At 70.8% G+C, this 24,362-nt stretch carries 23 protein-coding genes; 13 read left to right on the top strand and 10 right to left on the bottom strand.

Annotated elements, in window-relative coordinates; genetic code table 11:
• The first annotated feature begins 132 nt into the window (after nt 1-132).
• The 3 genes from serC to NS3_RS20130 all read left to right on the top strand — a co-directional run bounded on the left by serC (nt 133) and on the right by NS3_RS20130 (nt 3,660).
• The gene (gene serC / locus NS3_RS20140; protein WP_067862069.1) at nt 133-1,254 is read left to right on the top strand and encodes a phosphoserine transaminase; all 1,122 of its coding nucleotides are present in this window, start codon (nt 133-135) and stop codon (nt 1,252-1,254) included.
• Nucleotides 1,255-1,529: 275 nt separating this feature from the next.
• Nucleotides 1,530-2,621, top strand: a complete 1,092-nt coding sequence (sepH, locus tag NS3_RS20135; RefSeq protein ID WP_084495763.1) for a septation protein SepH — start codon at nt 1,530-1,532, stop codon at nt 2,619-2,621.
• Nucleotides 2,622-2,775: 154 nt separating this feature from the next.
• Nucleotides 2,776-3,660, top strand: coding sequence for a DUF6928 family protein (locus tag NS3_RS20130; RefSeq protein WP_245649710.1), 885 nt, complete (start codon nt 2,776-2,778; stop codon nt 3,658-3,660).
• A 123-nt stretch (nt 3,661-3,783) separates the two neighbouring features.
• On the opposite strand, the gene NS3_RS20125 is transcribed toward NS3_RS20130, so the two are convergent.
• Together NS3_RS20125 and NS3_RS20120 are read right to left on the bottom strand one after the other, a co-directional pair.
• Nucleotides 3,784-4,101 carry a DUF2537 domain-containing protein gene (locus NS3_RS20125; RefSeq protein WP_245649709.1) on the bottom strand — a complete coding sequence of 106 codons (318 nt, stop codon included), beginning with the start codon at nt 4,099-4,101 and terminating at the stop codon, nt 3,784-3,786.
• A gap of 11 nt (nt 4,102-4,112) precedes the next feature.
• Nucleotides 4,113-4,916, bottom strand: a complete 804-nt coding sequence (locus tag NS3_RS20120) for a TrmH family RNA methyltransferase (protein ID WP_067862094.1) — start codon at nt 4,914-4,916, stop codon at nt 4,113-4,115.
• 92 nt (nt 4,917-5,008) lie between these two features.
• Between NS3_RS20120 and NS3_RS20115 the strand changes: the two genes are divergently transcribed.
• On the top strand, nt 5,009-5,422 hold the full coding sequence (locus NS3_RS20115; RefSeq protein WP_373865327.1) for a YccF domain-containing protein: 414 nt from the start codon (nt 5,009-5,011) through the stop codon (nt 5,420-5,422).
• A gap of 50 nt (nt 5,423-5,472) precedes the next feature.
• Here the strand turns inward: NS3_RS20115 and NS3_RS20110 are convergent, their stop codons facing one another.
• Entirely contained in the window at nt 5,473-5,910 is a 438-nt protein-coding gene (locus NS3_RS20110; RefSeq protein WP_067862065.1) for a MarR family winged helix-turn-helix transcriptional regulator, read from the bottom strand.
• Between the two features lie 62 nt (nt 5,911-5,972).
• Here NS3_RS20110 and NS3_RS20105 point away from each other — a divergent pair, with 62 nt between their 5' ends.
• The gene (locus NS3_RS20105; RefSeq protein WP_067862063.1) at nt 5,973-6,212 is read left to right on the top strand and encodes a DUF2530 domain-containing protein; all 240 of its coding nucleotides are present in this window, start codon (nt 5,973-5,975) and stop codon (nt 6,210-6,212) included.
• A 13-nt stretch (nt 6,213-6,225) separates the two neighbouring features.
• Here the strand turns inward: NS3_RS20105 and NS3_RS20100 are convergent, their stop codons facing one another.
• Nucleotides 6,226-8,298, bottom strand: a complete 2,073-nt coding sequence (locus NS3_RS20100) for a neutral/alkaline ceramidase (RefSeq protein WP_084495762.1) — start codon at nt 8,296-8,298, stop codon at nt 6,226-6,228.
• Nucleotides 8,299-8,422: 124 nt separating this feature from the next.
• Between NS3_RS20100 and NS3_RS20095 the strand changes: the two genes are divergently transcribed.
• The gene (locus NS3_RS20095; protein ID WP_245649708.1) at nt 8,423-9,064 is read left to right on the top strand and encodes a TetR/AcrR family transcriptional regulator; all 642 of its coding nucleotides are present in this window, start codon (nt 8,423-8,425) and stop codon (nt 9,062-9,064) included.
• 8 nt (nt 9,065-9,072) lie between these two features.
• Here the strand turns inward: NS3_RS20095 and NS3_RS20090 are convergent, their stop codons facing one another.
• Complete coding sequence (locus NS3_RS20090; RefSeq protein ID WP_084495761.1) at nt 9,073-11,964, bottom strand: sacsin N-terminal ATP-binding-like domain-containing protein; 2,892 nt, start codon at nt 11,962-11,964, stop codon at nt 9,073-9,075.
• Between the two features lie 44 nt (nt 11,965-12,008).
• Nucleotides 12,009-13,229, bottom strand: a complete 1,221-nt coding sequence (locus tag NS3_RS30460) for a DUF3027 domain-containing protein (RefSeq protein ID WP_084495760.1) — start codon at nt 13,227-13,229, stop codon at nt 12,009-12,011.
• Nucleotides 13,230-13,246: 17 nt separating this feature from the next.
• On the opposite strand from NS3_RS30460, the gene NS3_RS20080 reads away from it, so the two are divergent.
• The 3 genes from NS3_RS20080 to NS3_RS20070 all read left to right on the top strand — a co-directional run bounded on the left by NS3_RS20080 (nt 13,247) and on the right by NS3_RS20070 (nt 16,517).
• Nucleotides 13,247-14,020 carry a glutaminyl-peptide cyclotransferase gene (locus NS3_RS20080; RefSeq protein WP_067862057.1) on the top strand — a complete coding sequence of 258 codons (774 nt, stop codon included), beginning with the start codon at nt 13,247-13,249 and terminating at the stop codon, nt 14,018-14,020.
• 68 nt (nt 14,021-14,088) lie between these two features.
• Entirely contained in the window at nt 14,089-15,873 is a 1,785-nt protein-coding gene (locus tag NS3_RS20075) for an MFS transporter (protein WP_067862055.1), read from the top strand.
• Between the two features lie 77 nt (nt 15,874-15,950).
• Entirely contained in the window at nt 15,951-16,517 is a 567-nt protein-coding gene (locus tag NS3_RS20070) for a DUF2771 domain-containing protein (RefSeq protein WP_067862054.1), read from the top strand.
• Nucleotides 16,518-16,593: 76 nt separating this feature from the next.
• Here NS3_RS20070 and NS3_RS20065 read toward each other — a convergent pair whose 3' ends face one another.
• Nucleotides 16,594-17,019 carry a cold-shock protein gene (locus tag NS3_RS20065; protein WP_067862052.1) on the bottom strand — a complete coding sequence of 142 codons (426 nt, stop codon included), beginning with the start codon at nt 17,017-17,019 and terminating at the stop codon, nt 16,594-16,596.
• Nucleotides 17,020-17,160: 141 nt separating this feature from the next.
• Between NS3_RS20065 and NS3_RS20060 the strand changes: the two genes are divergently transcribed.
• Nucleotides 17,161-17,403, top strand: coding sequence for a hypothetical protein (locus tag NS3_RS20060; RefSeq protein ID WP_067862050.1), 243 nt, complete (start codon nt 17,161-17,163; stop codon nt 17,401-17,403).
• A 382-nt stretch (nt 17,404-17,785) separates the two neighbouring features.
• Nucleotides 17,786-18,412, top strand: a complete 627-nt coding sequence (locus NS3_RS20055) for a transglycosylase family protein (protein WP_067862048.1) — start codon at nt 17,786-17,788, stop codon at nt 18,410-18,412.
• Between the two features lie 93 nt (nt 18,413-18,505).
• Here the strand turns inward: NS3_RS20055 and NS3_RS20050 are convergent, their stop codons facing one another.
• The gene (locus tag NS3_RS20050; RefSeq protein WP_067862046.1) at nt 18,506-18,694 is read right to left on the bottom strand and encodes a hypothetical protein; all 189 of its coding nucleotides are present in this window, start codon (nt 18,692-18,694) and stop codon (nt 18,506-18,508) included.
• Between the two features lie 72 nt (nt 18,695-18,766).
• On the opposite strand from NS3_RS20050, the gene NS3_RS20045 reads away from it, so the two are divergent.
• Nucleotides 18,767-21,058 carry a helicase-associated domain-containing protein gene (locus NS3_RS20045; RefSeq protein WP_067862044.1) on the top strand — a complete coding sequence of 764 codons (2,292 nt, stop codon included), beginning with the start codon at nt 18,767-18,769 and terminating at the stop codon, nt 21,056-21,058.
• Nucleotides 21,059-21,094: 36 nt separating this feature from the next.
• Here NS3_RS20045 and NS3_RS20040 read toward each other — a convergent pair whose 3' ends face one another.
• A complete protein-coding gene (locus NS3_RS20040; protein WP_067862042.1) occupies nt 21,095-21,616 on the bottom strand; it encodes an LppU/SCO3897 family protein in 522 nt (173 codons plus the stop codon).
• 315 nt (nt 21,617-21,931) lie between these two features.
• On the opposite strand from NS3_RS20040, the gene NS3_RS20035 reads away from it, so the two are divergent.
• On the top strand, nt 21,932-22,906 hold the full coding sequence (locus NS3_RS20035) for a coiled-coil domain-containing protein (protein ID WP_067862040.1): 975 nt from the start codon (nt 21,932-21,934) through the stop codon (nt 22,904-22,906).
• Here NS3_RS20035 and NS3_RS20030 read toward each other — a convergent pair.
• Nucleotides 22,903-24,297, bottom strand: a complete 1,395-nt coding sequence (locus NS3_RS20030; RefSeq protein ID WP_067862038.1) for a M1 family metallopeptidase — start codon at nt 24,295-24,297, stop codon at nt 22,903-22,905. The two genes, NS3_RS20035 and NS3_RS20030, sit on opposite strands and share 4 nt — an antisense overlap.
• Between the last annotated feature and the right edge of the window lie 65 nt (nt 24,298-24,362).

Raw genomic sequence — 24,362 nt, 5'->3', positions numbered from 1 at the left:
AGCCGATACGTTAGCCGCCGGACAGTTCGTGCGACACCGGTCACACGCTCGACCCGACCCCGGCCCGTCCCCGCCACGCCGACCCCCACCCGCTGTGATCGGGCAGGTCGGACACGCTTTACCCTGGTGGCCATGACCTCTGCGTTCCCCACCATCCCCGACGACCTCAAGCCCGCCGACGGACGCTTCGGCTGCGGCCCTTCCAAGGTTCGCCCGGAGCAGCTCGAGTCCCTCGTGCGGGTGGGCGCCTCGGTGTTCGGAACCTCGCATCGGCAGAAGCCGGTCAAGGACGTGGTCGCCCGCGTGCGCTCCGGTCTGCGTGAACTGTTCGCGCTGCCCGACGGCTACGAGGTGGTGCTCGGCAACGGCGGCACCACCGCCTTCTGGGACGCCGCCGCGTTCGGTCTCATCCGTGAGCGCTCGCTGCACCTGACCAACGGCGAGTTCTCCAGCAAGTTCGCCTCCGTCGCGAAGGGCAACCCGTTCATCGGCGACCCGATCGTGGTCGAGGCCGAGCCGGGCAGCGCCCCCGAGCCGGTCTCCGACCCCTCGGCCGATCTCATCGGCTGGGCGCACAACGAGACCTCCACCGGCGTCTCGATCCCGGTGCAGCGGCCCGCGGGCTCCGAGCACGCGCTGATCGCCATCGACGCCACCTCGGGCGCGGGCGGACTGCCGGTGAACATCGCCGACGCCGACGTGTACTACTTCGCGCCGCAGAAGTGCTTCGCCGCCGACGGCGGCCTGTGGATCGCGCTGATGAGCCCCGCCGCGCTGGCCCGCGTCGAGGAGATCAAGGCCAGCGGCCGCTGGACCCCCGAATTCCTGTCGCTGCCGGTCGCCATCGACAACAGCAGCAAGGATCAGACCTACAACACCCCGGCGCTGGCCACCCTGCTGCTGTTCGCCGACCAGATCGAGTGGCTCAACGGCAACGGCGGCCTGGACTGGGCGGTCAAGCGCACCGCCGATTCCTCCTCGCGCCTGTACAGCTGGGCCGAGGCCAGCGAATACGCCACCCCGTACGTGGTGGACCCGGCGCACCGCTCGCAGGTCGTGGGCACCATCGACTTCGCCGACAGCGTGGACGCCGCCCAGGTGGCGAAGATCCTGCGCGCCAACGGCATCGTCGACACCGAGCCCTACCGCAAGCTGGGCCGCAACCAGTTGCGCGTCGGCATGTTCCCGGCCATCGACCCCGAGGACATCGCGCAGCTGACCCGCAGCATCGACTGGGTCGTCGGACAGCTCTGAACCCACCCGCTGTCCTCGTCTGGTTTTCACCGGACGAGGACAGGGACAGACACGCCGCCTCCCGCAGCGCCGGATCGCACCAGCGGTCCGGCGCTGCAAGGTTTTTCGAGGATTTCGGCGTGCGACACCCGGCTGCGAAATCCACAAACATTAGCGCCTTCTTCGCCACTTCGCCGAATTTTCCGCCCGCGTGTCTTGCCCCAGGACACTGTTGTGTGCACTACTGTTGCGAACCAGTGGGCGGTGTCGCGAGTCGGCGCGATAAGGAGGTAGCGGTGCGTGAACTTCGTGTGATCGGGGTGACGCCCGACTCCACGCACATCGTGTGTGTCGACACCGAATCCGGTCAGAAGTTCCGCCTTCCCGCGGACGACAAGCTCCGAGCCGCCGCGCGCGGCGACCTTGCCCGGTTCGGCCAGATCGAAATCGAAATGGAAGCGTCTATGCGTCCTCGCGATATTCAGGCCCGTATCCGTGCCGGTGCGTCCGTGGAGCAGGTGACCGCCGAATCCGGGATGCCCGCCAGTCGCGTGGAGCGCTTCGCCTACCCGGTGTTGCTGGAGCGCGCCCGCGCGGCCGAACTGGCCCAGAAGGCGCACCCGGTGCGCGCCGACGGCCCCGCCGTGGCGACTCTCATCGAGGTGGTGACCGCGGCCTTCACCGAGCGCGGGCACACGCTGGAGAACGCCGAGTGGGACGCCTGGAAGGACGAGAAGGGCTTCTGGGTCGCCCAGTTGCAGTGGCAGAACGGACGTTCCGAGATCGCCGCGCACTGGCGCTACCAGCCGGACGCGCACGGCGGCTCGGTGTCCCCGCTCGACGATCCGGCCTCGGATCTGATCGATCCCGACTTCGGCCGCGCGCTGCGTGGACTGGCGACGATCCTGCCGTCCGAGCCCGAGATCGACGTGACCACACCGCAGGATCCGGCACTCGAGCCGCGTCGCGATGTCGCCGCGCCGCCCGCCCGCCCTGCCAAGCAGGCCGCGCCGGTGGTCGAGGAATACTTCGAGAAGCGCGCGGTAGCCGGCGGCGGCGTGGTGCCCCCGGCCATTCCGGCCACTGCCGTTCCGGCCGCGCCGGTGACACCGCCGGTCCCGGCCGCCCCCGCGACCGGCGGATCGCACGGCGCCACCGCACCCGAGGCCGCTCCGGCCGCCGAGATCGCCGCCCCCGCGCCGACCGCCGAGGCTCCGGCCAAGGCGGCCACCCCCAAGGCCCCCACGGTCACGCCGCCCGCGGCCGAGGCCACGCCCGAGGAGAAGGACGCCAAGGCGGCGGCCAAGCCGGCCAGGACCAAGCGCGGCAAAGCGCCGATGCCGTCCTGGGAAGATGTGTTGCTGGGAGTGCGCAGCTCCGGCCACTGACCCCTGGGGACACACCGACGCCTACCCGGTTCGGCCCCGTATCGACCTGCTGGAAGTACATTTTCACCATCCGATTCACCCGATCGCCGGATGGAACGTACGGTAGCGGGTAGTTAGCGGAGCGACTCGCTCAGCACTCGGGAGGTGCCGGTAGATGGTGTCCACAGCCTCGACGATCTGGTACGTCGACGCCGATGATCCGGCGGCCGTCCTGCGGGAACACCGCGATCCCGACCCGGGAGCGGCACAAGCGCTGGCCAAGCAGTTGTTCGAGGACTACGAGATCGTGCCGAAGATGGTCGGCACACTGGCAGGCTGCGCGGGCCCGGACGACGACGAGATCTACATCGGCTGCTATCCCGGCCTGACCGTGGTCTGCTCCCGGCAGGTCCGCCTGCCCGACCCGACGACACTGCCGGAACTGCTCATCCGCCCGCTCGCCTCCGAGCACACCTACCTGGTGTCGTTCGACGCGAGCATGGGCTGGGGCAGCTTCGCGCACTGGGAGCGCGGCGAATTCCGCCGCGGGTTCTCCTCCTCCCGGATGAAGATCCTGGCCGACGCGGGCCTGCCGCTGGTGTGGGAGCGCCCGTTCTGGGCCGGTGAACGCCCCGTCCTCTGGCGCGCGGACGAACTCCCCGACCCGCAGTGCCTGCCCTTCGACCCGCCGGATTTCGCCGACGAGGCCAACAGCGAATGGCTCGGTTTCCAGTACCGCGCCCCGCTGGTCGCAGACGCGCTGCTCCCCCGCGACATCGCGGTGTGCGGATTCACGCTGAGCCCCAAGGATCCGCCTGTCGAGTCGCCCGAGCCCGCTCCCGATCCGCGGGACCGAGCGCTGGGCCCGCGTGGCCGCGTCCTCGCTACCCGAGCCCGCGCTGTCGGGGCGGCGCGCGAGCAGACGATCGGGCCGCGTGGCCAGGTACCCGCGGACGCACGACGACGTGAGCCGGAGGCCGAGTCGATCGGATCGGCGCCGCAGGAGAAGGAACGGCGCGGCCTGCTCGGCTGGCTGCGCGAGGCCACCCGGACCGACTGAGCCGTCGCGCTCGCCCCGCCACGGGTCGGCGATCAGCACCGACACGCCCGTATCGGCGCTACTCCGACACGCAGGCCGGACCGGCGTGGCCTGTTCAGCCCACTGGACAGCCGTGCACAGCCTTCACAGGGCGGCGAGTCCGGCAAGTATCAGCCCGAACCAGCCGAGTGCCACGCCCGCCGCGCAGCCGAGCAGCACCCACCGGGTGACCGGCGTGTGCCGCCACCGCCAGGCCGTGGGCGCAGCGCCGCCGACCGCCACGACATTGATGAGCAACGCCAGCAGCGGATGCACCTCGCCCAGTGCCGAGCCGAAGGCGTAGACCGCCACCGTCGCGAGGAGGGCGACGAGCACGGCGACGGTGATCCCGGCCGCCCACGGCGTGGGGTCGCGCACCGGCGGCACGGACCGGTACGGATCGTCGGGCGAATGATCGACCACGTTGTCCCCCCTCACGAGTTGCGGACCCGTTCGTAGAAGGCCATCGCGGCGGCGGTGGCGACATTGAGCGAATCGGTGCCCGGCGTCATCGGAATGCGGGCCCGGACGTCGCAGGCCCGCATGGTCTCCTCGGTGAGGCCGGGGCCTTCCGCGCCGAGCAGCAGGGCCACCCGCTCACCGGTCATGGCGGTGGCCAGGTTCGCCGCGGCCGGGTTCGGGGTCAGGGCGATGAGCTGGAAACCGGCCGCGCGCAACGTTTCCAGATCCTGCGGCCAGGCGGACAGCCGAGCGAACGGCACCCGCAGCACATGCCCCATCGACACCCGCACCGAGCGCCGGTAGAGCGGGTCCGAGCAGCGCTCCCCGAACAGGATGGCGTCGACGCCGAGCCCGGCGGCATTGCGGAACATCGAGCCCAGGTTCTCGTGATCGTTGACGCCCTCGAGCACCGCGACCGTGCGCGCCCCGGCCAGCACCTCGGGCACGCTCGGTTCCGCGGGGCGCGGGGCGACGGCGAGCACGCCCCGGTTGAGGTGGAAGCCGACGATCTGGGCCATCGTGTGCGCGTCGGTCCGGTAGCAGGGCACGTCGACGCGGGCGAGATCGTCGGCGAGCTCGTCCAGACGCCGTCCGACGCCGAGCAGGGCGCTCGGGGTGAACCGCGAATTCAGCATGCGCTGCACGACGACCACGCCCTCGGCGATCACCAGCCCCTTGCGACCGGGCAGGTCGGGGCGGCGGTCGGCGTTCGACAGGTCTCGGAAATCGTCGACCCGCGGGTCGGCCGGGTCGTCCACGTCGATCACTTGGGCCACCCGCCCATCCTGCCGGACCGCGCGGGGCACCGCGGCGGCGGCCACACGACCACGGCGACCTGGGCCTACGGCGTGCCGCGCCGGAAGCTGGCATGCTGGTGTGCGTGAAGCCGATTCAGTTGGTGCTCAACATCCTGTGGTTGATCTTCGCGGGATTCTGGATGGCGCTGGGCTACATCGTCGCCGGCATCATCTGTTGCGTCCTGATCGTCACCATCCCGTTCGGGATCGCCTCGTTCCGCATCGCGGTCTATGTGCTGTGGCCGTTCGGGCGTACGACGGTGGAGAAGCCCGGCGCGGGCGCGGGCTCGCTGATCGGCAACATCATCTGGTTCGTCGTCGCCGGCTGGTGGCTGGCGATCGGGCACCTCCTCACCAGCATCCCGCTGTTCGTCTCGATCATCGGCATCCCGTTCGGGTGGGCGAATCTGAAGTTCATCCCGCTGTCGCTGTTCCCGCTGGGACGCGAAATCGTCGACACCGACCAGGCTTTCGGAGGGCGCTGAGCACGGCGGGCCGGAGGTCTCGGATTCGGCCCTTATTCGGATTCGGCCCCTTATTCGGATTCAGCGACGATCTGCTTGATGATCGCGACGGCCTCGCTCAGCACATCGAGCTGAGCCTCCGACAGCGTGGACAGTTGCTCGGTCATCCAGGCCTCACGGGCGCTGGCCTCGTCGGCGAGCACCGCCAGGCCCGCATCGGACAGCGAGACGATGATCTGACGCCCATCGGTCGGATGCGGCTGTCGCTCCACCAGCTTCATATCCGACAGCGAAGCGATCACCCTGGTCATCGAGGGCGGTTGGACACGTTCCCTGGCGGCCAGCATGCCCGGCGTCATCGCCCCGTCGCGGCGCAGGGCCGCGAGTGCGGACAGTTGGGTCAGCGAAACCGGTGAATCGGCGCGGCGGCCGCGGAGATGTCGCGTGAGCCGGACCACCGCCAGCGACAACTCGCCGGCCAGGGCTCTCACATCCGAAGGCGTCGTCACCCGCCAAACGATACGGGAAGCGTCCTGGACGCTGCGCGTGTTCGCCCCGCTACCCTGGGGCGGTGACCCCCGAAGTACCGCAGATCCCGGCGCGCCTGACCGATCCCCGACCCGTGCTCGCCGTCGGCATCGCGTTGTGGGTGCTCGCCTCGATCGTCGTGTGGGCGGGTGGGGAACGCTGGGAGTCGGTCCGCCCCGTCTGTGCGATGGGGGTGCTCGTCGGCGGGCTGGCGCTGGTGATCTTCCTGGTCCAGCGGCGTGGGGCCCGTCGCGGCGACAAGGGCGCGCAGACCGGGCTCTGAGTTCCGGCTCGGCTCAGCCGATGGTGAACTCCTCGCTGGTGCCGGTGAACGGACGCAGCGCACCACCGGTGGTGAGCTGGTCGGCGAAGTGCACGAAGCGGTATCGGCCCGCGCGGGCATCGGCGGGGATGTCCCAGGTGAAACGGGCGACCGATTCGGCCGCGCCGCGTTTGCTCCAGTAGAAGCGCACCGCCCACTCCCCCTCGTTGGCGACCCGCACCCAGCGGTCGCCGTCGCGGCGCTGGATCTCGAGGAAGGTGCCGTTGCGGCGCGGATTGTGTTTGGGGTGCGCCGAGACGAATTCGACCGCAGCCTGCGCGCCCGGCGCGTACGACCCGGCGGGCTGGACGAGCACGTCGCCGAACGCGCGGCCCGCCGGGGCGGCGTCCGGGCCGGGCGCGGGCACGAAGTTCGGCTGCGGCCCGGACACCTCGCGCGGTGCGGGGCCGCGATCGATTCCCGCGCCCGCCGCGAATGCCGTTGCCAGCCGCGTGAATTCCTGCAGGTAGGCGGGCAGGGTGTAGCGGCCGTAGAGGGTGGAGCCGCCCTCGTACTGCTGGGCGTCGTACTCCTCGGGCGTGGTCACGTACTGGTGGTAGGCGTTCGCGTAGCCCTGCATCAACACCTGCTCCGGGTCGACCCCGAGCGCCGCGGCGACCGCGCGGCGCACCCGCAGACCGGCGACGATGGTGAACTCGCCGCCCGCCGCCGCCAGATACAGCTCTCCGATCCGCATCAGCTGGATCGGCACCACGCTGGGCACCCACGGCACCGGCGGCAACAAGCCCAGCGGCGCGGCGATCACCTTGGGCGCCTGCGCGTCCGCGAGCCAGGAGGGTACGGGCTGCCCGGGATCGCCGAGCGCGTCGATCATCGGATTGCGCACGCCCTCCGGGACGGGACTGCCGGGCAGGCCGGGGCCGTCCTCGACGCTGCCGGCGATCAGCGAGACGCCCGCGGCGGCGGTCGCGGTGCGGCGAGGCTGCCCGTCGGGAGTGAACCGACCGTCCACCGCGGTGTCGGCCAGGTCGATATAGCACAGCAGGGCGCCGACCGGACCGCTGATCGGCCGCGCGGCCGCCAGCGCGGATGTCGATGCCGTGTACTGACGCTCGCCGATGATGCGGGTGTTGTCGAACTCGTTCTCGGTCGGTCCCGAGCCCGGGTTCAGATTCAGGTTGGGCGACATGTCGCCCGCGTTGGTCTGGGCGAAGGCGGCGATGAAATCCGGTCGTCCGTCGAGATAGCGGACGCCGTGGTCGAGGTGCTCGTGCGCGAACGAGGCGTAGCCCTTGTTGTCCGAGCTGATCAGCCGGTTCTCGTTGGTCATCGAGGTGTTGTGGGTGGCGAACCAGGTGATCGCGCCGACCCGCCTGCCGCCCTTGTCGATCGCCAGCGCGGTGACGGCCGGATCGATGGCGCCGGGGAAGTGCTCAGTGTCGGCGGCCGGATTCCGGTCGAAGGCGATGCGGGAACGGTTCACGCTCGCGTCGTGCAGTTCGGCCCGCCCGAGTGCCAGCGTGGCCGGGCCGAGGTCGTCGTGCGCGGCGGCGACGGCCTCCACGATGCCGTTCACCTCGGCGTCGTAGACCTGCTGCTGGAAGCCCAGGATCGACAAGTTGTAGGCGTAGTCGTGGCTGGAACCGCCGCAGCAGGCGTGCGAGTGGGTAGAGGTGAGCAGGACGTTGCGCTCGGTGTAGAGATCGCCGTAGCGGCGGGCGAGTTCGAGCAACACGCCACGATGTACCGACTGGAAGATCATGCCGTTCTCGGCGACCGCGAATACCACGCGCTCGCCGCCCGCCTCGAACACGTAGGCGCGCGCCCTGGGGCGCAAATGGATGCCCGCGGTGTCCTGACCGAGCTGGGAGTAGCCCATCATGCCGCACTCGGCGGCCGGGCCGGTGAGGTCGGAGATACCGGCGCCGACCCGGTATCCGGCAGTGGGGGCGGCCGATGCCGTGGCGGCGCGGCCGGAGGAGACCGATCCCGCGACCGCGAGCGCGGCCGTCGTGATGCCGGTGCGGGCCAGCAGAGTTCGACGATCCATTCCCGCCGGGCGAGTTCCGGTGACAGCCTTGCGCATCGATCCTCCCTTTCTCCAGGTCGCAGCGAACCACACAACTGGACAAACGTCCAGTGAAGCCACCGGTAACAGAGAATTGACTGGGCGAGTCCGGACGGCTTAACTCCCTGGAGTGTCCTCCCGATTGAGCGTCGAAGAACGACGGGCCCACCTTGTCGAGGCGGCTATCGGCTTGGCCGAGAAGAAGGGCGTCGCGGGCGTGACCACGCGCGATGTCGCTCAGGCAGCCGGTGTTTCGCTCGGAGTGGTGCACTACTGTTTCGAAAACAAAGACGCGCTGATGACCGAACTGGCCAAAGCGCTGTCCATGGAATTACGCGATTCCGTGGATGCCGACGAAGCGGTATGGCAAGACGCCGGAACCGGAATAGAAGCACTTCAACAATTGGTGCGCGCCGGCCTGGAACTCATGTGGCTCAACATCGAGGCGACGCCCGAGCGTCAGCTGCTCACCTACGAGACCACGACCTACGCATTACGCGAAGGCGAGTCGACGCCGGCGAAACTGGCGATCGCCCGCGAGCAGTACACCTTCAACGACTCCACCGTCGCCGACGTCCTCGATCACGCCCGCGAGGCGACCGGCACCGAATGGTCGGTCCCGGTGCAGACGCTGAGCCGGTTCACGCTCAACATGATCGACGGGCTGGTGCTGCGCTGGCTGGTGGACAACGACAGCGCGGCGGTGCGCACCCAACTGGATCTGATCACCGAGATGATCACCGGGTACGCCGTCCCGCACCCGGACCACGCCTCCGGCTCCTGATCCGGCGCTCAGCCGATCGGTTCGGGGGCCAGCACGTGGGTGGTGGCGCCCTCGCGCCACCACGGCACCGCGACCGTCCCGCGCACCGCGCCGTCCAGGCGGACCCGGAGGTCGGTGTGCAGGACCAGATCGCCGCCTGCTTGCGGGGTGACGAACAGGTCGGCCAGCACCACGGCGAGCGGTTCCGCCGACCAGGTGGTGTGCCTGCCGTCGCCGAGCACCTCGGCCGACACCGCTTCGGAGACCAGCGGCAGGTCCAGCAGGCTCGCCAGCGCTTCGGCGTGCTCGGCGGATCCGGCGACCAGCCGCTGCGGGGAGACGGCGAGTCCGAACCAGGGCAGATCGAGCACCATCGCCTCGCGGGCGTCCACCGCCGCGCCGGAGAGCACACGCACCCGTTCGGGCAGGTCCAGATCGGCGACGTCGAGCCTGCCCTCCGCGACGGCGGCGGCCAGGCGGCGGTGCGCGCCCGCGACCACGGCGGGGTCGGGACGTCGCTGCGGGTCGGCCAACGCGTCGAGCAGAGCGTGGGCGAGATCGGGGTCGATGACGGCGGGATCGGCCAGGACGGTGCGTAGCAGGCTCAGCCGGGCGGGGTCGACGTCCGCTGCCGGGAAATCCGGTAGCAGACCGACGAATTCCGGGTCGCCGGGGAATCTGTGGTGGCCCAGCGGGATACCGTCGAAGCGGGCGTGCTCGCGCAGCCACCAGGGGGTGTAGCCCCGCGGATCGGTGAACAGGTCGGCGGTGCGCGGGTCGGTGGTCAGCAGGCGCAGCGCGCGCGGCCAGGCGGCGTCGTCGACGAGATCGAGATCGCGCACCGCGACGAGTTGCTCGGGGTCGGACTCCAAACCGGCCCACCAGCGATCCTCGTCGTCGAGGTGATGATCGGGACCGGTCGGATCGGTTTCGCTGACCAGTCCGAAGTTCCAGCCGACCCCGATCGCCCGCAACGCCTCCGCGCCGTACTCGTCCACCGTCTCGGCGGCGACCACCCCGAACGGCGAATCGGCCACCAGCAGGTCACCCAGGGGCGCGCCGGGCAGCAGCAGTTCGTCGGCGGGCCGCGGTTCACCGGTGCTGTCGGGTAATTCGAGCAGACCGAGCCAGGCGGGCAGGGACTGCGGCGCGGCGCGCGGAACCAGCCGCAAGACGGCATCGACGATGTCCGGGTCGCCGGGATCATCGTCCAGATGTGCCCGCAACGCGGGGTCGGCGAGCAACTCCGCGGCCGTCGCCGTACGCGCCCCCAGCCGCGCCAGCAACGGATGCGCGGCCTGCGGATGCACCAGCCGGGCCCACGGCAGCGCCACGGCCACCCCGAGCCCGTCGTCGAGCACCACGGTCCGCGGCCCCGTCACCACCCGGTCGTCGGAGAGCGGAACCGCCAACGCGCCCAACGCCTCCGCCGCGACCGGATCGACCACGAACGGCTCCAGCGCCGCGTACAGCGCACGCCACCACGCAGGTGGCCGATGCAGGCCCGACGTCGATTCCGCGACGCGTGCCAGACCCAGCCGGTGCACATCGAGTACCGCCAGCGCCTCCGCGTGCGCGGGCCCCGACAACTCCGGCGGCACCAGCGGGCCGATCAACTCGTCGAGCAGGACCGCGAGTTCCGGCGTCAGCCCGGGGAAGACACTCGCCCGCGCAGGCAGCGCCACTGCTGCGCGCCGGTCGGCGAGTACCGCGCTTCGATCGCCGGTGGCGACGCCTGGTCCGCCGGGTACGGCACCCGGGCGGCCTGATGCCGAAGCCGAGTCGGCGAGGAAGGCGCCCGGACTGCCGGGGAGAGCGTCCGGGTCGGCAGGCTCGGCGCCCGGGGTCCCGAGGGCGATGCCGGTGGTGCCGGGTTCCTCCGGGCCGAGTACCGGCAACCAGGGATGCGTGCGCAGTTCGTGCAGCAGGGCTTCGCGCAGCACGCCGTCGATCTCGCTGCGGGCGAATCCGGGAGCGGGCACCAGAGCCAGGCGGGCGCTTTCGGGCAGGGCGCGGGCGAAATCCGCGTAGCCCTCGGCCAATGCGGACACCCGGGCTCCGGGCAGAGCGCGGCGGCGGTCGGGCTGCATGGGGAGGTCGGCGACAAGGAGGGCGGGTAGGGACAGCTCCTCGTCGGAGCGGGTCGGGGCGCGCAGCACATCCTCGGCGACCGGGACAGGACGGCCGTCGCGGACCGGCAGCAGCCAACGCGATCTGCGAGTGCGGTACTGCCACCACGTGCGGGAGCCGTCCGGTGTCCGCACCCGGACTTCTTCGAGGCCCGAGCCGACCGGGGTCACTTCGGCGGTGAACACATCCTCGCCGATGCGGATCTCGCGCAGGGCGGGCAGTTCGAGCAGGAGGTCTACGGCTTCGGCCCGCATGGCCGCGCACAGACCCGACGGGTCCACGCCGGGGCGCAGCAGGAGCACGATCTCGGTGTCCCAGCCGTCGGCGGGCGCCTGCGGCGCGGGCCAGGCCAGGCGCAGGACCGGTGGCGCCGTGACGGTCTCGGGCACGGCCGTCTCGGTGAGTGCGGTGCGCGTGTCCGTCAGGGAGAAACGCAGGCCGCCCGCGCGGGACCGCAACTCGATCTCGTCGCTGACCGATCGCACGGCGGTGAAGCCCACGCCGAATCGGCCGACGCTCTGGCCGGACTCCGATTTGCCGGACGCGCGCAGCGCGGTCAGGGCGTGCACGCCGGGAAGATCGAGCGGCGCACCGGTATTGGCGATGTGCAGCGTGTCCCCGACGACGAGGACGGCCAGCCTGCCGGGCACACCGGCCCTGCGCGCGGCGTCGGCGGCGTTCTGCGCCAGTTCGGTCAGCAGCCGATCCCGGTAGCCCGCGCGCACCAGGTCCGCCTCGGTGGCGGCATCCTCGCGCAGGCGCGTCGGGGAATCCCGCCAGGCCGCGAGAATGCCCGCGCGTAACGCCGCCGTCCCGAAGGGATCGGCCGGATCGCTCAGTTCGGCGCCGATGACGACTCCGGCGAGTCCGAGTCGGACTCACCGACCTGCGCACCATCCGCCATCGCGGACGCGGAGCCGGTCTCCCCGGCCTCCGGCGCATCGGCATCCGCGGTGCCGGAACCCCTCTCGGCGTCCCCCTCCGCATCGGACGCCGCACCCGGCTCCGTCTCGACGACAACCGTCGCGGACCCGGCACCCTCGTCGGCCGGCTGCTCGGCGCCGACCTCGGCCACCGCCTCGTCCCGACCGGACGCAGCAGTGTGATCGGATACAACGGCCCCGTCGGACACAGCAGCCCCGTCGGACACAGCAGTCCCGTCGGACACGACTGCCCCGTCGGACACGACAGCCTCGTCGGACACGACAGCCCCGTCGGACACGACAGCCTCGTCGGTCGTTGCGGTCTCGTCGGACGAATCGGTCGCCCTCGCCGAAGCGGCGTCGGCGGCGGGCTCGGACCTGCGCAGCTCGCCGGCGGGGACGATATCCACGGCCGCGTCGTCATAGGCCTCGTGCCGGGGCGAACCGCTGCCGGTGGGCAGTTCGACGTCGGAGTGCGCGCCACAGCCGTATTCGGCGTGCACGACCATGCCGTCCGCGCCCATCGCATTACCGCACACGCCGAAGGCGGCACGCAGGGCGCCGGACAGCGGGAGGTAGAAGCCGCAGGTGCCGCAGGTGCCGGGGGCGGCCTTGGCCATGTCGGTGTCGGGGCCGTGCAGGGCGTACCAGCGTTCGGCTGCCTCGGCGCGACCTTCCAGGCTGAGCACCTTGGTGCGGCCGAGGCCGACCTCGCGGGCCAGCTCGTCGATCTCCGGGTCGCCGGTGGCGACGTAGCCGGGAACCAGGCGCGGGTCGTCGGCGGGCGGCGCCAGCAGGTCGCCGGGGGCGAGGTCGCCCGGGCGGATGCGCTGCTCCCACGGGATGAAATCGGGCGCGACGAGGGCCTCGGGGCCGGGCAACAGCGCGGACTCGCTGACCGTGGCGTGCTCGGCGTCCGGGGGCGCGGCCACCACCACCGCCCACTGCCAGCCGCGATAGCCGGGGAGAGTGGACTCGAAGCGGTGTGTGGCGGCGGAATCCCCCTCGGCGGTGACGCCGAGATGGGTGCCGACCCCGTTCGGTTCCAACTCCACGAGCGCACGGCGAGCCAGGTCGGCGGCATCGACCAGGACGGGACGCACGTCGGGCTCGGAAACAGAAACAGCGCTCACGGCCTACATTTTGCCGTATGGAACGCACTCTGCGTGCGTCGGCCGCCGGTGTGCTGGTCGGCGCGCTCGTCGCGGCCGGATGTGGGCAGCCGGTGGACCCCGCGCCGCGGCTGCGTGTCGAGGTCGTCGGGACCCGGCCGCACGACCGCGACGCCTTCACCCAGGGCCTCGAAGTCGTCGGCGGCGTGCTCTACGAGAGCACCGGCCTGACCGGCCGTTCGGGTGTGCGGGCCACCGATCTGTCCACCGGGGCCGAGCTCGCCAGGGCAGACCTGGCCGAGGCCTATTTCGGGGAGGGCATCGCCCACACCGGAGCGATCCTGTGGCAACTCACCTGGCGGGACGGCGTGGCCTTCGCCCGCGACCCCGGCACGCTGCGCGTGCTGCGCGAGGTCCGGTACGACGGCGAGGGCTGGGGCCTGTGCGCCCGGGGCGGCACGCTGGTGATGAGCGACGGCAGCGACACGCTGACCTTCCGGGATCCGATCACCTTCGACGTGCTCGGCACGCTGCGCCTGCGGGACAGGAAGGACGCGCATCTCAACGAATTGGATTGTGCGCCAGATGGTTTCGTCTACGCCAACGACTATCCGAGTAACCGGGTGCTGCGCATCGCCCCGGAGACCGGGGCGGTGCTCGCGGTGGCGGACCTGGGCGGGTTGCTCACCCGCGCCGAACGCGCCGATGCCCAGGTCGCCAACGGTATCGCCGCGTTGCCGGGCACCGATCGGTTCCTGGTCACCGGCAAGTACTGGCCGACCGTGTTCGAAGTCCGTTTCGTCCCGGAATGACCGGTCCCACGGGCCCTGACCGCGAGCGCGAGTGAACCGCCCGCGACACGGTGGGCCAGAATTGGGGGGTGACTACCTCCCGCGATCCACACGGTCCCGAGCGTGGTCCGTGGGACGGCGGTCAGTGGAACGCAGACGAACCACCGCCGATCGAACGGCATCCCGGGTACGACCGGTACCCGCCGCCGAACGCGCCCACGCGACGGCGCAGACCGCTGCCCCCGCTCGATCCCGAACGTCACCCACCCAGCCGCCCGCCGCTGGGCCCGCTGGAAAAGCGTGGCACGGCAGCCGGTTCCAGGCCGCCGGTCACACCACCCACCGCACCCACCGCACCCGGCCCGCCCACCAAGCCGCTGACCGGACAGCACACCGATCCCGAGCTCAGCGGCGCCCCCGGTGAGCCGCCGGTCCCGCGCAAGCTGACCGTCACCAGGGTGGCCGCCATGCGCGGCAGGCAGCTGACCGAGAAGGGCATCGCCACCTTCCAGCGCGCGGCCAAGGCCGACGGCGCCGACAAGTCCGGCCTGACCGCCCTGACCTACGCCACCATGGCGAACTTCGCCCTCGACGCCGCCATCGCGGTCTCGCTGGCCAACACCTTGTTCTTCGCCAGCGCGACCGCCGAGAGCAAATCCAAGGTCGCGCTGTATCTGCTGATCACCATCGCGCCGTTCGCGGTGATCGCCCCGCTCATCGGCCCGCTGCTGGATCGGTTGCAGCGCGGGCGCAGGCTGGCGCTGGCCACCTCCTTCGGGGTGCGCGCCGTGCTGGCGGTGGTCCTGGTGTTGCAGTTCGACTCCTGGGCGCTGTATCCGCTGGCGCTGGGCATGATGATCGGCTCCAAATCGTTCGCGGTGCTCAAGAGCGCGGTCACGCCGAGAGTGCTGCCACCGGAGATAGACCTGGTCCGCACCAACTCCCGGTTGACCGTCTTCGGCCTGGTCGGCGGCACCATCGGCGCGGGCGCGGTGGCCGCGGCGATCGCCGCCCTCGCGGGGTCCACCGGGGCGCTGATCCTGGCAATCCTCATCGCGATCGGCGGCGCCTATCTGAGCCTGCGCATCCCGCGCTGGGTAGAGATCACCGAGGGCGAAGTGCCCGCCACCTTCGGCTACCACGGCGACGACGCGCGCACCGAGGTGTTGCGCCCGGGCACCGAATCCGCCGTGCCCGCGCGCAAACGCAGGCAGCCGCTGGGCCGCGCGGTGGTCTCCGGGCTGTGGGGCAACAGCTCCATCCGGGTGCTCACCGGCTTCCTCACCTTCTATGTCGCCTTCGTCGCCAAAGCCACCGAGCACCGTCCGTTGCAGCAGGCGCTGATGCTCGGCGCGGTGGGCGCGGCCGCGGGCATCGGCAACTTCGCCGGCAACGCCACCGGCGCGCGCCTCGCGCTGGGACGGCCCTCGGTGATCGTGGTCGGCTGCACCGCCGCCTGCACCGGGATCGCACTGTTCGCGGTCTTCGCCGACAACCTGCTCGGCGCGGTGCTGGCCGCGCTGGTGGCCTCGGCGGCCAGCGCGCTGGCGAAGGTGTCGCTGGACGCCTCCATCCAGGACGATCTGCCGCCGGAGTCCATCGCGTCCGGATTCGGGCGCTCGGAGACAGCGCTGCAGTTGAGCTGGGTGATCGGTGGCGCGGCCGGGGTGCTGCTGCCGACCGAGTACTGGATCGGCTTCGCGGTGGTGTCGGGAATACTCGTGCTCGGGCTGGTTCAGACCTTCCTGAGCTACCAGGGTCACAGCATGCTGCCCGGCCTCGGGGGCAACCGGCCCCAGCACGCCGAACAGGAAGTGCACGCCACCGTCGCGCCACCGCGACGACAGACCCGGCAAGAGCCGAAACACAAGTGACGGGAGAACGCTGACTTGAACGATCCGGCAGCGAATGATCCAGCGGTGACCGACCGGCGTGGAGAGCGGGCGGCGCGGTGAGCGGAGCAAGCCGCGGGCGCGGGCGTCTGATCGCCGCGCTGGTCGGAGTGGGACTGCTGGCGCTGGTCGCCGTGGTCGCCGGGGTGGTGACCATCGCGGTGCGCGACGCACCCCAGCACGATCCGGAGATCACCGCCTACGCCTACGGCACCGCGGTCACGGTGGCGCCGTACCAGTACTGCGATCTGCGCCTGATCGGCGAGGACCGGCTGGACATGTCCGACTGCAGGCAGAACCGGGTCGTCGATCTGGAGACGCCGCCGGGCTACCCGCTGCAACTGTCGCTGCCGTCGGAGATCGCCGACGCGCCCTGGCAGGGGCTGCTGGTCTACGCGTTGCCCGGCGACAACGAGATCCTCACCCAGGAGATCTACCACTCCGACTACGCACCGGGCACTCTCGCGCTGACCATCGACTCCCAGCCCGCGCCGGGGCTGCGCCTGATCGGCGTGGAGATCCAGCTTCCCGTCCCCGCGATCGACGAGACCGGCCGGGAGACGACCGTGCCGCATGCCTCCTGGTCCATCCGGACCGGCACGCTCGGCGGTGACGAGCAGCAGTGACGCCTACGGCAGCTCGGCAGTGACGACTGTGCCGGAGGCCCCGCCACTCGGGAGGGCCTCCGGCACAGCGCAGACGTCAGTGATCGAGTTCGCGCGCGACCGCACGGACGACATCGGAGATGGTCTTGGCGGTCTTGCGGTCGGGGTAGCGCCCCTTGCGCAGGTCGGGCTGCACCTTGGTCTCGAGCAGGGTGATCATGTCCTCGACCAGGCCGTGCAGCTCGTCGGGCGCACGGCGCGGGCCCGCGGGTTCCTTGCGGCCGCCGCGCTCGGCGCCCTGGCTCTGGCGCAGCGAAGGCGGGGCGTCGATCAACTTGAGGCTCAGCGCTTGCGGCCCTCGGCGACCTGCCGCCATGCCGAATTCGACGCGCTGCCCCGGCTTGAGTCCTTCGACGCCTTCGGGCAGCGCCGAGGAGCGGACGTAGACGTCCTCCCCCTCGTCCTGGGACAGGAAGCCGAAGCCCTTCTCGACGTCGTACCACTTCACCCGGCCGGTCGGCACTGCGCTCACCCGTTCATCGTTTCGACACCCGGACCCCGATGGTCCGTGCACAAGAACGCGCCCCACAGTGGTGCAGGACGCGATTGCCCAGATTCTACCCCGGTGACCATACGCCGAGCACATCAGTTTTACGGTGCAGCGGTGACCAACTCTCCCCGCCCCGGCTCGTCCCGATCAGGCTCGGCCCGATCGGCCGAGTGGTTGCTGAAGCTGGCGCTCACGCTGTTCACCGCCGGCTTGCTCGCGATCATCGCCATCTTCGTCAGCTCCCTGGTCTCCGACGGCGAGCCGGCGCTGTGGCTGTACCTCGCCGCGATGCTCGCGCCGGCCGGTTTCCTGCTCGCGGTGATATACGCGCTGTGGTCGGGCAGGCGCGCGCGCTGACGGCGCGAGATCGATTACCCCGCGCGCCCAGCGTTACCCACCTAGGTGTGATCCTCATCACATAACGGTGAGATCACGGCGTGGTCTCGGCGACGCGCCCGCCCGCCCGACCACCCTCTAGCTGCGCGTACGTCTGCACACGCACTCGAGACAGGGCCGAGACCGCCTTCCACACGCCGGTTACCAAATAGTGATTTTTCCCGGGAACCGTCGTACGGTCTATCCCAGCCGGGCAGTCCCGGCGCCACCGGCCCGCCGCACCGAACCTCGCCCCGCGGGTACCGGACACCCGACCGCCTCAGGGGTGAGGGCGGGACGGACGACCTCTCAGTCCGAACCCGAGCGAATCCTCGCAGGTGCGTACGAGAGGAAGACACCCGATATGAGTGGACGCCATCGCAAGCCGACCTCCACCGGGCGCACTGTTGCCAAGGTCGCCGTCACCGGCGCGATCTTCGGCACCGCGAGTGCTGCCCTCGCCGGAAACGCCAGCGCGGCTCCCGACTCCGACTGGGATCGCCTCGCTCAGTGCGAGGCCGGCGGCAACTGGGGCATCAACACCGGCAACGGTTACCAAGGCGGCCTGCAGTTCTCGCCGAGCACCTGGAAGGCGCACGGCGGCGGAGAGTTCGCCGCCAGCGCGAACCAGGCCACCCGTGAAGAGCAGATCGTGGTCGCCGAGAAGGTGCTCGCCTCCCAGGGCTGGGGTGCCTGGCCCTCCTGCTCGGCCAAGCTCGGCCTGAGCAGCGCGCCGACCATGCGCGAGGCCCCGACCGCCCCCGAGTCCTTCGGCTGGAACCCCGCTCAGGCGGCTCCGCAGGCCCAGGCCGATCCGAACCAGGACCTGTTCCAGGCCGTCGATCGCGCGATCGCGACCGTGCAGCAGCAGGGCGTGCAGATTCCGCAGCCCGCGCTCGACTTCTTCAACGCCGCCAAGTCCAGCAATGTGCAGCTGGACCCGCACGTGGTCAACTTCTTCGAGGCGAACAAGGGTCTGCTGCCCTCCTGAGTTCCTCGAGGCGCACGTTCCCCGATACGCGACGAACAAGGCCCCCACCTCATCGAGGCGGGGGCCTTGTCCCGTTCTGCGGCACGTCCCGGATCAGCGGTTGATCACCGTGTACGGGTGCCGGTACGGCAATGCCTCCGCGGGCAACGGGAATTCCGTGTCCTCCCCGTAGGGCGAGAGATTGCCTGCCCGGCTGGTGGTCAGTTCGGTGACCGCATGGTCTCCGTCCGCCACCTCGGGCCAACCATTGTCCACATAGGGCTTCTTCGATTTGTTCACCACAAGGTCATTCTGGCACGAACCGAATCCGGCGTGCCTCCGGTGCGGCGCAGGCGGCGTCGTAGGGTGGTCAGGATGAGCACGACCGATTCCCTGGCGGGGTGGCTGGCATCCCGCAGCGATGCCCAGTTGGTCGCGCTGCTGCAAGCCCGGCCCGATCTGGCGGTCCCCCTGCCCTCGTCGATGACGGTGCTGGCCGCGCGGGCCGAGCAGCGGGCTTCGGTGCTTCGAGCCACCGAGGATCTGGACACCCTGGAATTCGCGATCATCGATCTGCTGGCCTGCCGCGCGCAGTCCGGTGACCCCGAGCCGCTGACCCGCCGAGCACTGCACGCGCAATGGAAGGGCCGCGCGACCAAGACCGCGATGGACGCCGCGCTGGAGCGGCTGACCGGGCGGGCGCTGGTCTGGTTCGACGGCGACGCCTTGCGTCTCGTGCCCGCGGCCGCCGAGGCGTTGCCGTGGCCGCTGGGCGCCGCTGTGGAACTCTCCGACGCGCTCACCGAACCCGAGATCGAGGCCGCCCTGGCCGAACTGGGCGCACCCGAGCGGGCGCTGCTGGACAAACTCGCCACCACCGGCCCGCGCGGGCGAACCAGAGACGCCGCCCCGGACGCACCGACGGACCGCCCGGTGCCCCGGCTGATCGCGCTGCGCCTGCTCGACCGGATCGACGACGAGACCGTGGAGTTGCCGGTCACCGTCGCACAGATGCTGCGCCGGGAACCGGTCACCGCCCCGAATGTGCTGACCCCGCCGCGCACCACGCCCGCCAAGCACGCGCCTGCCGAGGTCGCCGCCGTGGCCGCGGGCGAAGTCGGTGAGCTGCTGCGCCATTGCGCGGACATCCTCGCGGCGCTGAGCCGGTCGCCCGCCCCAGCGCTGCGGGCGGGCGGGCTCGGGGTGCGGGAGCTGCGCCGCATCGCCAAACAGACCGGCATCGAGGAGAACCGGGCCGCGCTGCTGGTGGAGGTGCTCGCCGCCGCGAAGCTCATCGAGAAGGGCCTGCCCGAGCCGCCGCCGGATGCGGACTCCGACTCCGCCGACTACTGGGCGCCCACCCCCGCCTCGGACGCCTGGCTGGACGGTCCGCCCGCGCGTCGCTGGACGGTGCTGGCCATGGTCTGGCTGGATCTGGACCGAATGCCGTGGATGATCGGGATGCGCGACAGCAACGACAAGCCGCTGGCGGCACTGTCGGCCGAACTGCGCGTCCCGCACGCCCCGCGCGACCGCCGCGCCATCCTCGGCGCGCTCGCCGAGCAACCCTCCGGCACCGCGCTGGATCCCGCCGATCTGGGCCGGGTACTGGCCTGGCGGCAACCGCGGCGGCGCAGGCAGTTCCGGCGCGAGGCCGTGGCGAACACCCTCGACGAGGCCGCTGCCCTCGGACTGCTCGGACGCGGCGCGGTGGCCCCGGCGGCCAGGGCGCTGTTGCACGAGGCGGTCACCTCCGCCGCCGACGCCGAGGCCGAGATGGACACCGCGTTGCCCGAACCGGTGGATCACGTGCTGGTACAGGCCGATCTGACGGTGATCGCGCCCGGACCGCTGGTCGGAGAGCTGGCCCAGCGCATGTCGCTGGTGGCCGACATCGAGTCCGCGGGCGCGGCCACGGTGTACCGGATCGGTGAGAGCTCGGTGCGCCGCGCACTCGACGCCGGCCTGACCGCCGCCGAGCTGCACAGCCTGTTCGCCACCCGCTCCCGCACCCCGGTGCCGCAGGCCCTGACCTACTTGATCGACGATGTGGCGCGCAGGCACGGACAGCTCAGGGCGGGCATGGCGCAGTCCTTCGTGCGCAGCGACGATCCCGCGCTGCTGGCGCAGGTCCTGGCCGCCCCGGTGGCCGGGCTGCTCGCGCTGCGGGCGGTGGCCCCGACGGTGGCGATCTCACAGGCGCCGCTGGGTGAAGTGCTCGAACAATTGCGCGGCGCGGGTTTCGCCCCGGCGGGCGAGGATTCCTCCGGCGGCATCGTCGACCTGCGCCCGCGCGGCGCGCGCATCCCCACCCGTCCCCACGCCAGGCAGGCCTATCGGCCGATGCCGCCGAACACCGAACAGCTCGCGCTGCTGGTCGCCGAATTACGGGCGGGCGAACGGGCCGCGGGGGCGCGGTCGGGGCAAGCGGTGCGCTCGGACGGCACCAGAACCAGCACGGCCGCCACACTCGCGCTGCTGCAGTTGGCGGCGCGGGCGCGGCGGCCGGTGAACATCGGTTACGTCGATGCCCAGGGGATGGCGTTGCAGCGGGTCGTGGAGCCGTTGAAAGTCGGCAACGGCCAGTTGGACGCGCTCGACCCGGTGACCGGTGTGGTCAGGCACTTCACCTTGCATCGCATCGCCTCGGTGGCGCTGCTGGAGTGAGCGGGCCGGACATCCCGTGGGGCCGTGCTGTGAAGATCAGGGCGTGCTGAGGCAGAACAGCGTCTTGGGATCGGAGACGACGATGAACTCTTCGCCGCTGTCGCAGAGCAGTTCGTCGGTCTCGCCGTCGATGCGCTGCACGACCTTGAAGGTCGCGTCCGGGGAGGCGCAGTCCACCCACTTGTAGGGCGAGGTGCCGACGTCGTTGTAGCAGGCGTCCTGCGCGAAGTTCGGGGCCAGGCACAGGAACGTGGTGCCGCCGGTCGGCAGCTGTTCGGTGTAGCTGGTGTACTCGTTGGAGGCGCATTCGGTTTGTTCGTCGAAGCTCTGATGCACCTTGTAGACCGCCTGCGGGGTGGAGCAGTCGGCGGGCTCGCCTTCGGTGGCGGTCGTCGAATTGTCGGTGATGTTGATGCAGTCGCCGACCTTCGTCTTGGCCACATCGGACTTCGTCGCGTCGTCGATGGCCGAACAGCCACTCATCACGACCGCGAGTGCGGCCGCCGCCAGGAGGGCGAGCACGATGCGCGCCAGCAGCCTCGGTCCCCGGAACTTCACGTGAAAACCTCTCTCACCGAATGTCGTTCACGGTGATTTTCGTGAACGCCGCTTTTCGTAAACGACGTGAGGATACCCGCGCGCGCGCCGGAGTCGTCCAGGCACCGCCCTCGCGCGCGCGGGCAGACCTCAGAGGCTGAGCCCCTGCATTCCCAGCAGGGACAGGCCGATAACGCGCGGAAGAAGCTGGCCGAGGAGGAGGTAACCGGAAAGTTCCACTGACATAAGCCTTTCAGAAATCGCCCACGAGGTGGACGTCTGTCCAATTCATGAACAGTGTCGCTCACCGGGGCCGGGTCGTTACGCTTGGCAAGTATGCCGCTGGAAGAGGTCGCCGTCGACTTGTACGGCCGGGTACCGGCCGATTTCGTCGCGGCCCGCAACGAGCGGGTCGCCGCCGCCACCCGCGCCGGCGACAAGAGGCTCGCCGCCGCCATCGGGGCCCTGCGCAAACCCACGCTCACCGCCTGGGCGGTGAACCTGCTCGCCAGACGATCGCCCGACGAGGTATCGGCCCTGCTCTCGCTCGGCGAGGCGCTGCGGCGAGCCCAGCGGGAACTGTCCGGCGAGCAATTGCGCGCGCTCACCACACAACGTCGGCATGCGGTCTCCGCACTCGCCCGGCGAGCGAGCGAGCTGACCGCCGAACAGGGAAAACGGCTGCCCGAGAACGCGATCCGCGAGGTGGTCCAGACCCTGAACGCCGCGCTGGCCGATCCGGACATCGCCGAGCGGGTGCGCGCGGGGACGCTGGCCACCGCGGCGACCTACTCCGGCTTCGGACCCGCGGGGCCGGACCTGGTCGCGGTGGACGGCGGGGCGAACGAGCGCCCGAGCCGCACACGGGGCGGCCGAACTCGCAGCACGGACGTCGAGGACGACTCGGCACGGGCCGGGAAGGAAACGAAGAACAAGCCGCGCGCGAGGACCTCGAAGAAGGCCGACAGCACCGACCGGAACCGACAGCAGACCCGAGTCCGAGGCGAACTCGCCCGCGCCCGTGGGGAACTCGACGATCTCGTCGAGACGCTGGAATCCGAGCGCGCGGCGCTGGCATCGGCCCACGCCGAAGCCGAACGCGCCGATCGGGCGCTGCTGCGCTGTGCGGCGGAGATCGAGCGGCTGCGCGCGGAGTTGGCCCATGCCGAGCAGCAGCGCCGGTTCGCCCGCACCGCGCAACGCTCGGCACAGGACGACCTCGACGCCGCGCGACGGCAGGTCGAACGGGCCGAACGCCGCGTGCAGCGCGCACGCGAGCGCATCGGGGACCTCTCCGACGCGAGCCGCTAGGGCCGCAGATCCGCCGGATACAGATACTCCGGGGGCGGCGGGGTCGTCCCGTCGAGCCAGGCGGCGAAGAACCCGGTCAGATCCGTCGCTGTCGTCGATTGCATGAAAGCGCGGAAATCCGCCATGGCGGCATTGCCGTAGGCGTGGCGGGCCAGGAATTCCGGCAGGGCGGAGAAGAAGACCTCGTCGCCGATCAGCCTGCGCAACGCGTGCAGGAACAGCGGTCCGCGGTAATAGACCGAGCTGAATTCGCGGCCCTCGCCGGGATTCTGCAGCGGAATCTCCCAGAATTTCGGCGAGTTGCGCCGCTGCGCGATGGTCCTCCGGTATTGCGCGTCCACGTCGAATCCCTCGACGCGCTCCGGCCACAGGTAGTCGGCGGTGTAGCCGGCGAAGCATTCGTGCAGGCAGATGTCGGACCAGTTCCGGAGGGTGACGTAATCGCCCCACCACTGATGGGCGATCTCGTGCACGACGGTGTTCAGGTCGGTCCAGGGCGCGTAGAGCGGGCGGGTCTGGGTCTCCAGCGAGAACGGGAGGGCGGTGTCGAGGTGGATACCGCCCGCGGTGTCGAAGGGGTAGGGACCGTAGAGCTGTTCGGTGAAGTCGAGGATCTCCGGCAGCCGGCGTTCCAGCTCGATCTTGTTCCCGGCCGCCGGGGCGAAGGCGCTCAGCAGCGGGGTGCCGTCGGCGCGTCGCTGTTCGAGGAAGGTGAACCGGTCGATGGCCACGGTGGTGAGGTAGCCGATCACCGGGTGCCGCGCTTCCCAGGTGACGGTGCGCGACGGCCCGTCGACCACGTTGCCGGTGCGCCGGCCGATGGAGACGACCTCCCAGTCGGCGGGGACGGTCGCGCGCAGCGCGAAGGTCGCCTTGTCCAGAGGGGTGTCGTTGAGCGGGTACCAGGTGGTCGCCGAATGCGGCTCACCCGCCGCGAACGCGCCGCCGTTCGGGGTGAACGTCCAGCCCTCGCCCGCGGTCTCCACCGCCTCGCCGCCGTAGTGGACGGTCACGGTGAACGGCAGGCCGGGCAGCAGAGGCAGCACCGGGGTGACGGTGAGTTCGTGTTCACCGTGGCGATCGAAGGTGGCCGGAAGCTGGTTCACCGTCACGCCGGTGACCGGCGGTCCGCTGTAGTCGAGGTTGAACGCGCGCAACGGCTGCGTGGTCACCGCGTCGATGCGGGCGGTCCCGTCCAGCCGCCTGCTCGGCGGGTCGTAGGCCAGGACGAGGTCGTAGTGCCGGACGTCGTAGCCACCGTTGCCGTCCAGCGGGTAATAGGGGTCGCCGAGTCCCGGCGCTCCGGCGAACGGATCGGGTTGCGCCGCAGCCGGACTCGTACCCGCGAGCAGCGCGGTCACCACCGCCGCGCCCAGAATCGCCGATCGCACCCGCTGCCACCCCTTTTCCGACGAGCCGCCGCCCGGCCGACGAGCCGGATCCACCGTGCACGCTA

It is taken from the genome of Nocardia shimofusensis NBRC 100134 (assembly GCF_001613125.1).
Classification (GTDB): Bacteria; Actinomycetota; Actinomycetes; order Mycobacteriales; family Mycobacteriaceae; genus Nocardia; species Nocardia shimofusensis.
Note: the sequence above shows the minus strand (reverse complement) of the source record. Positions and strands in the feature narration are given on the sequence as shown.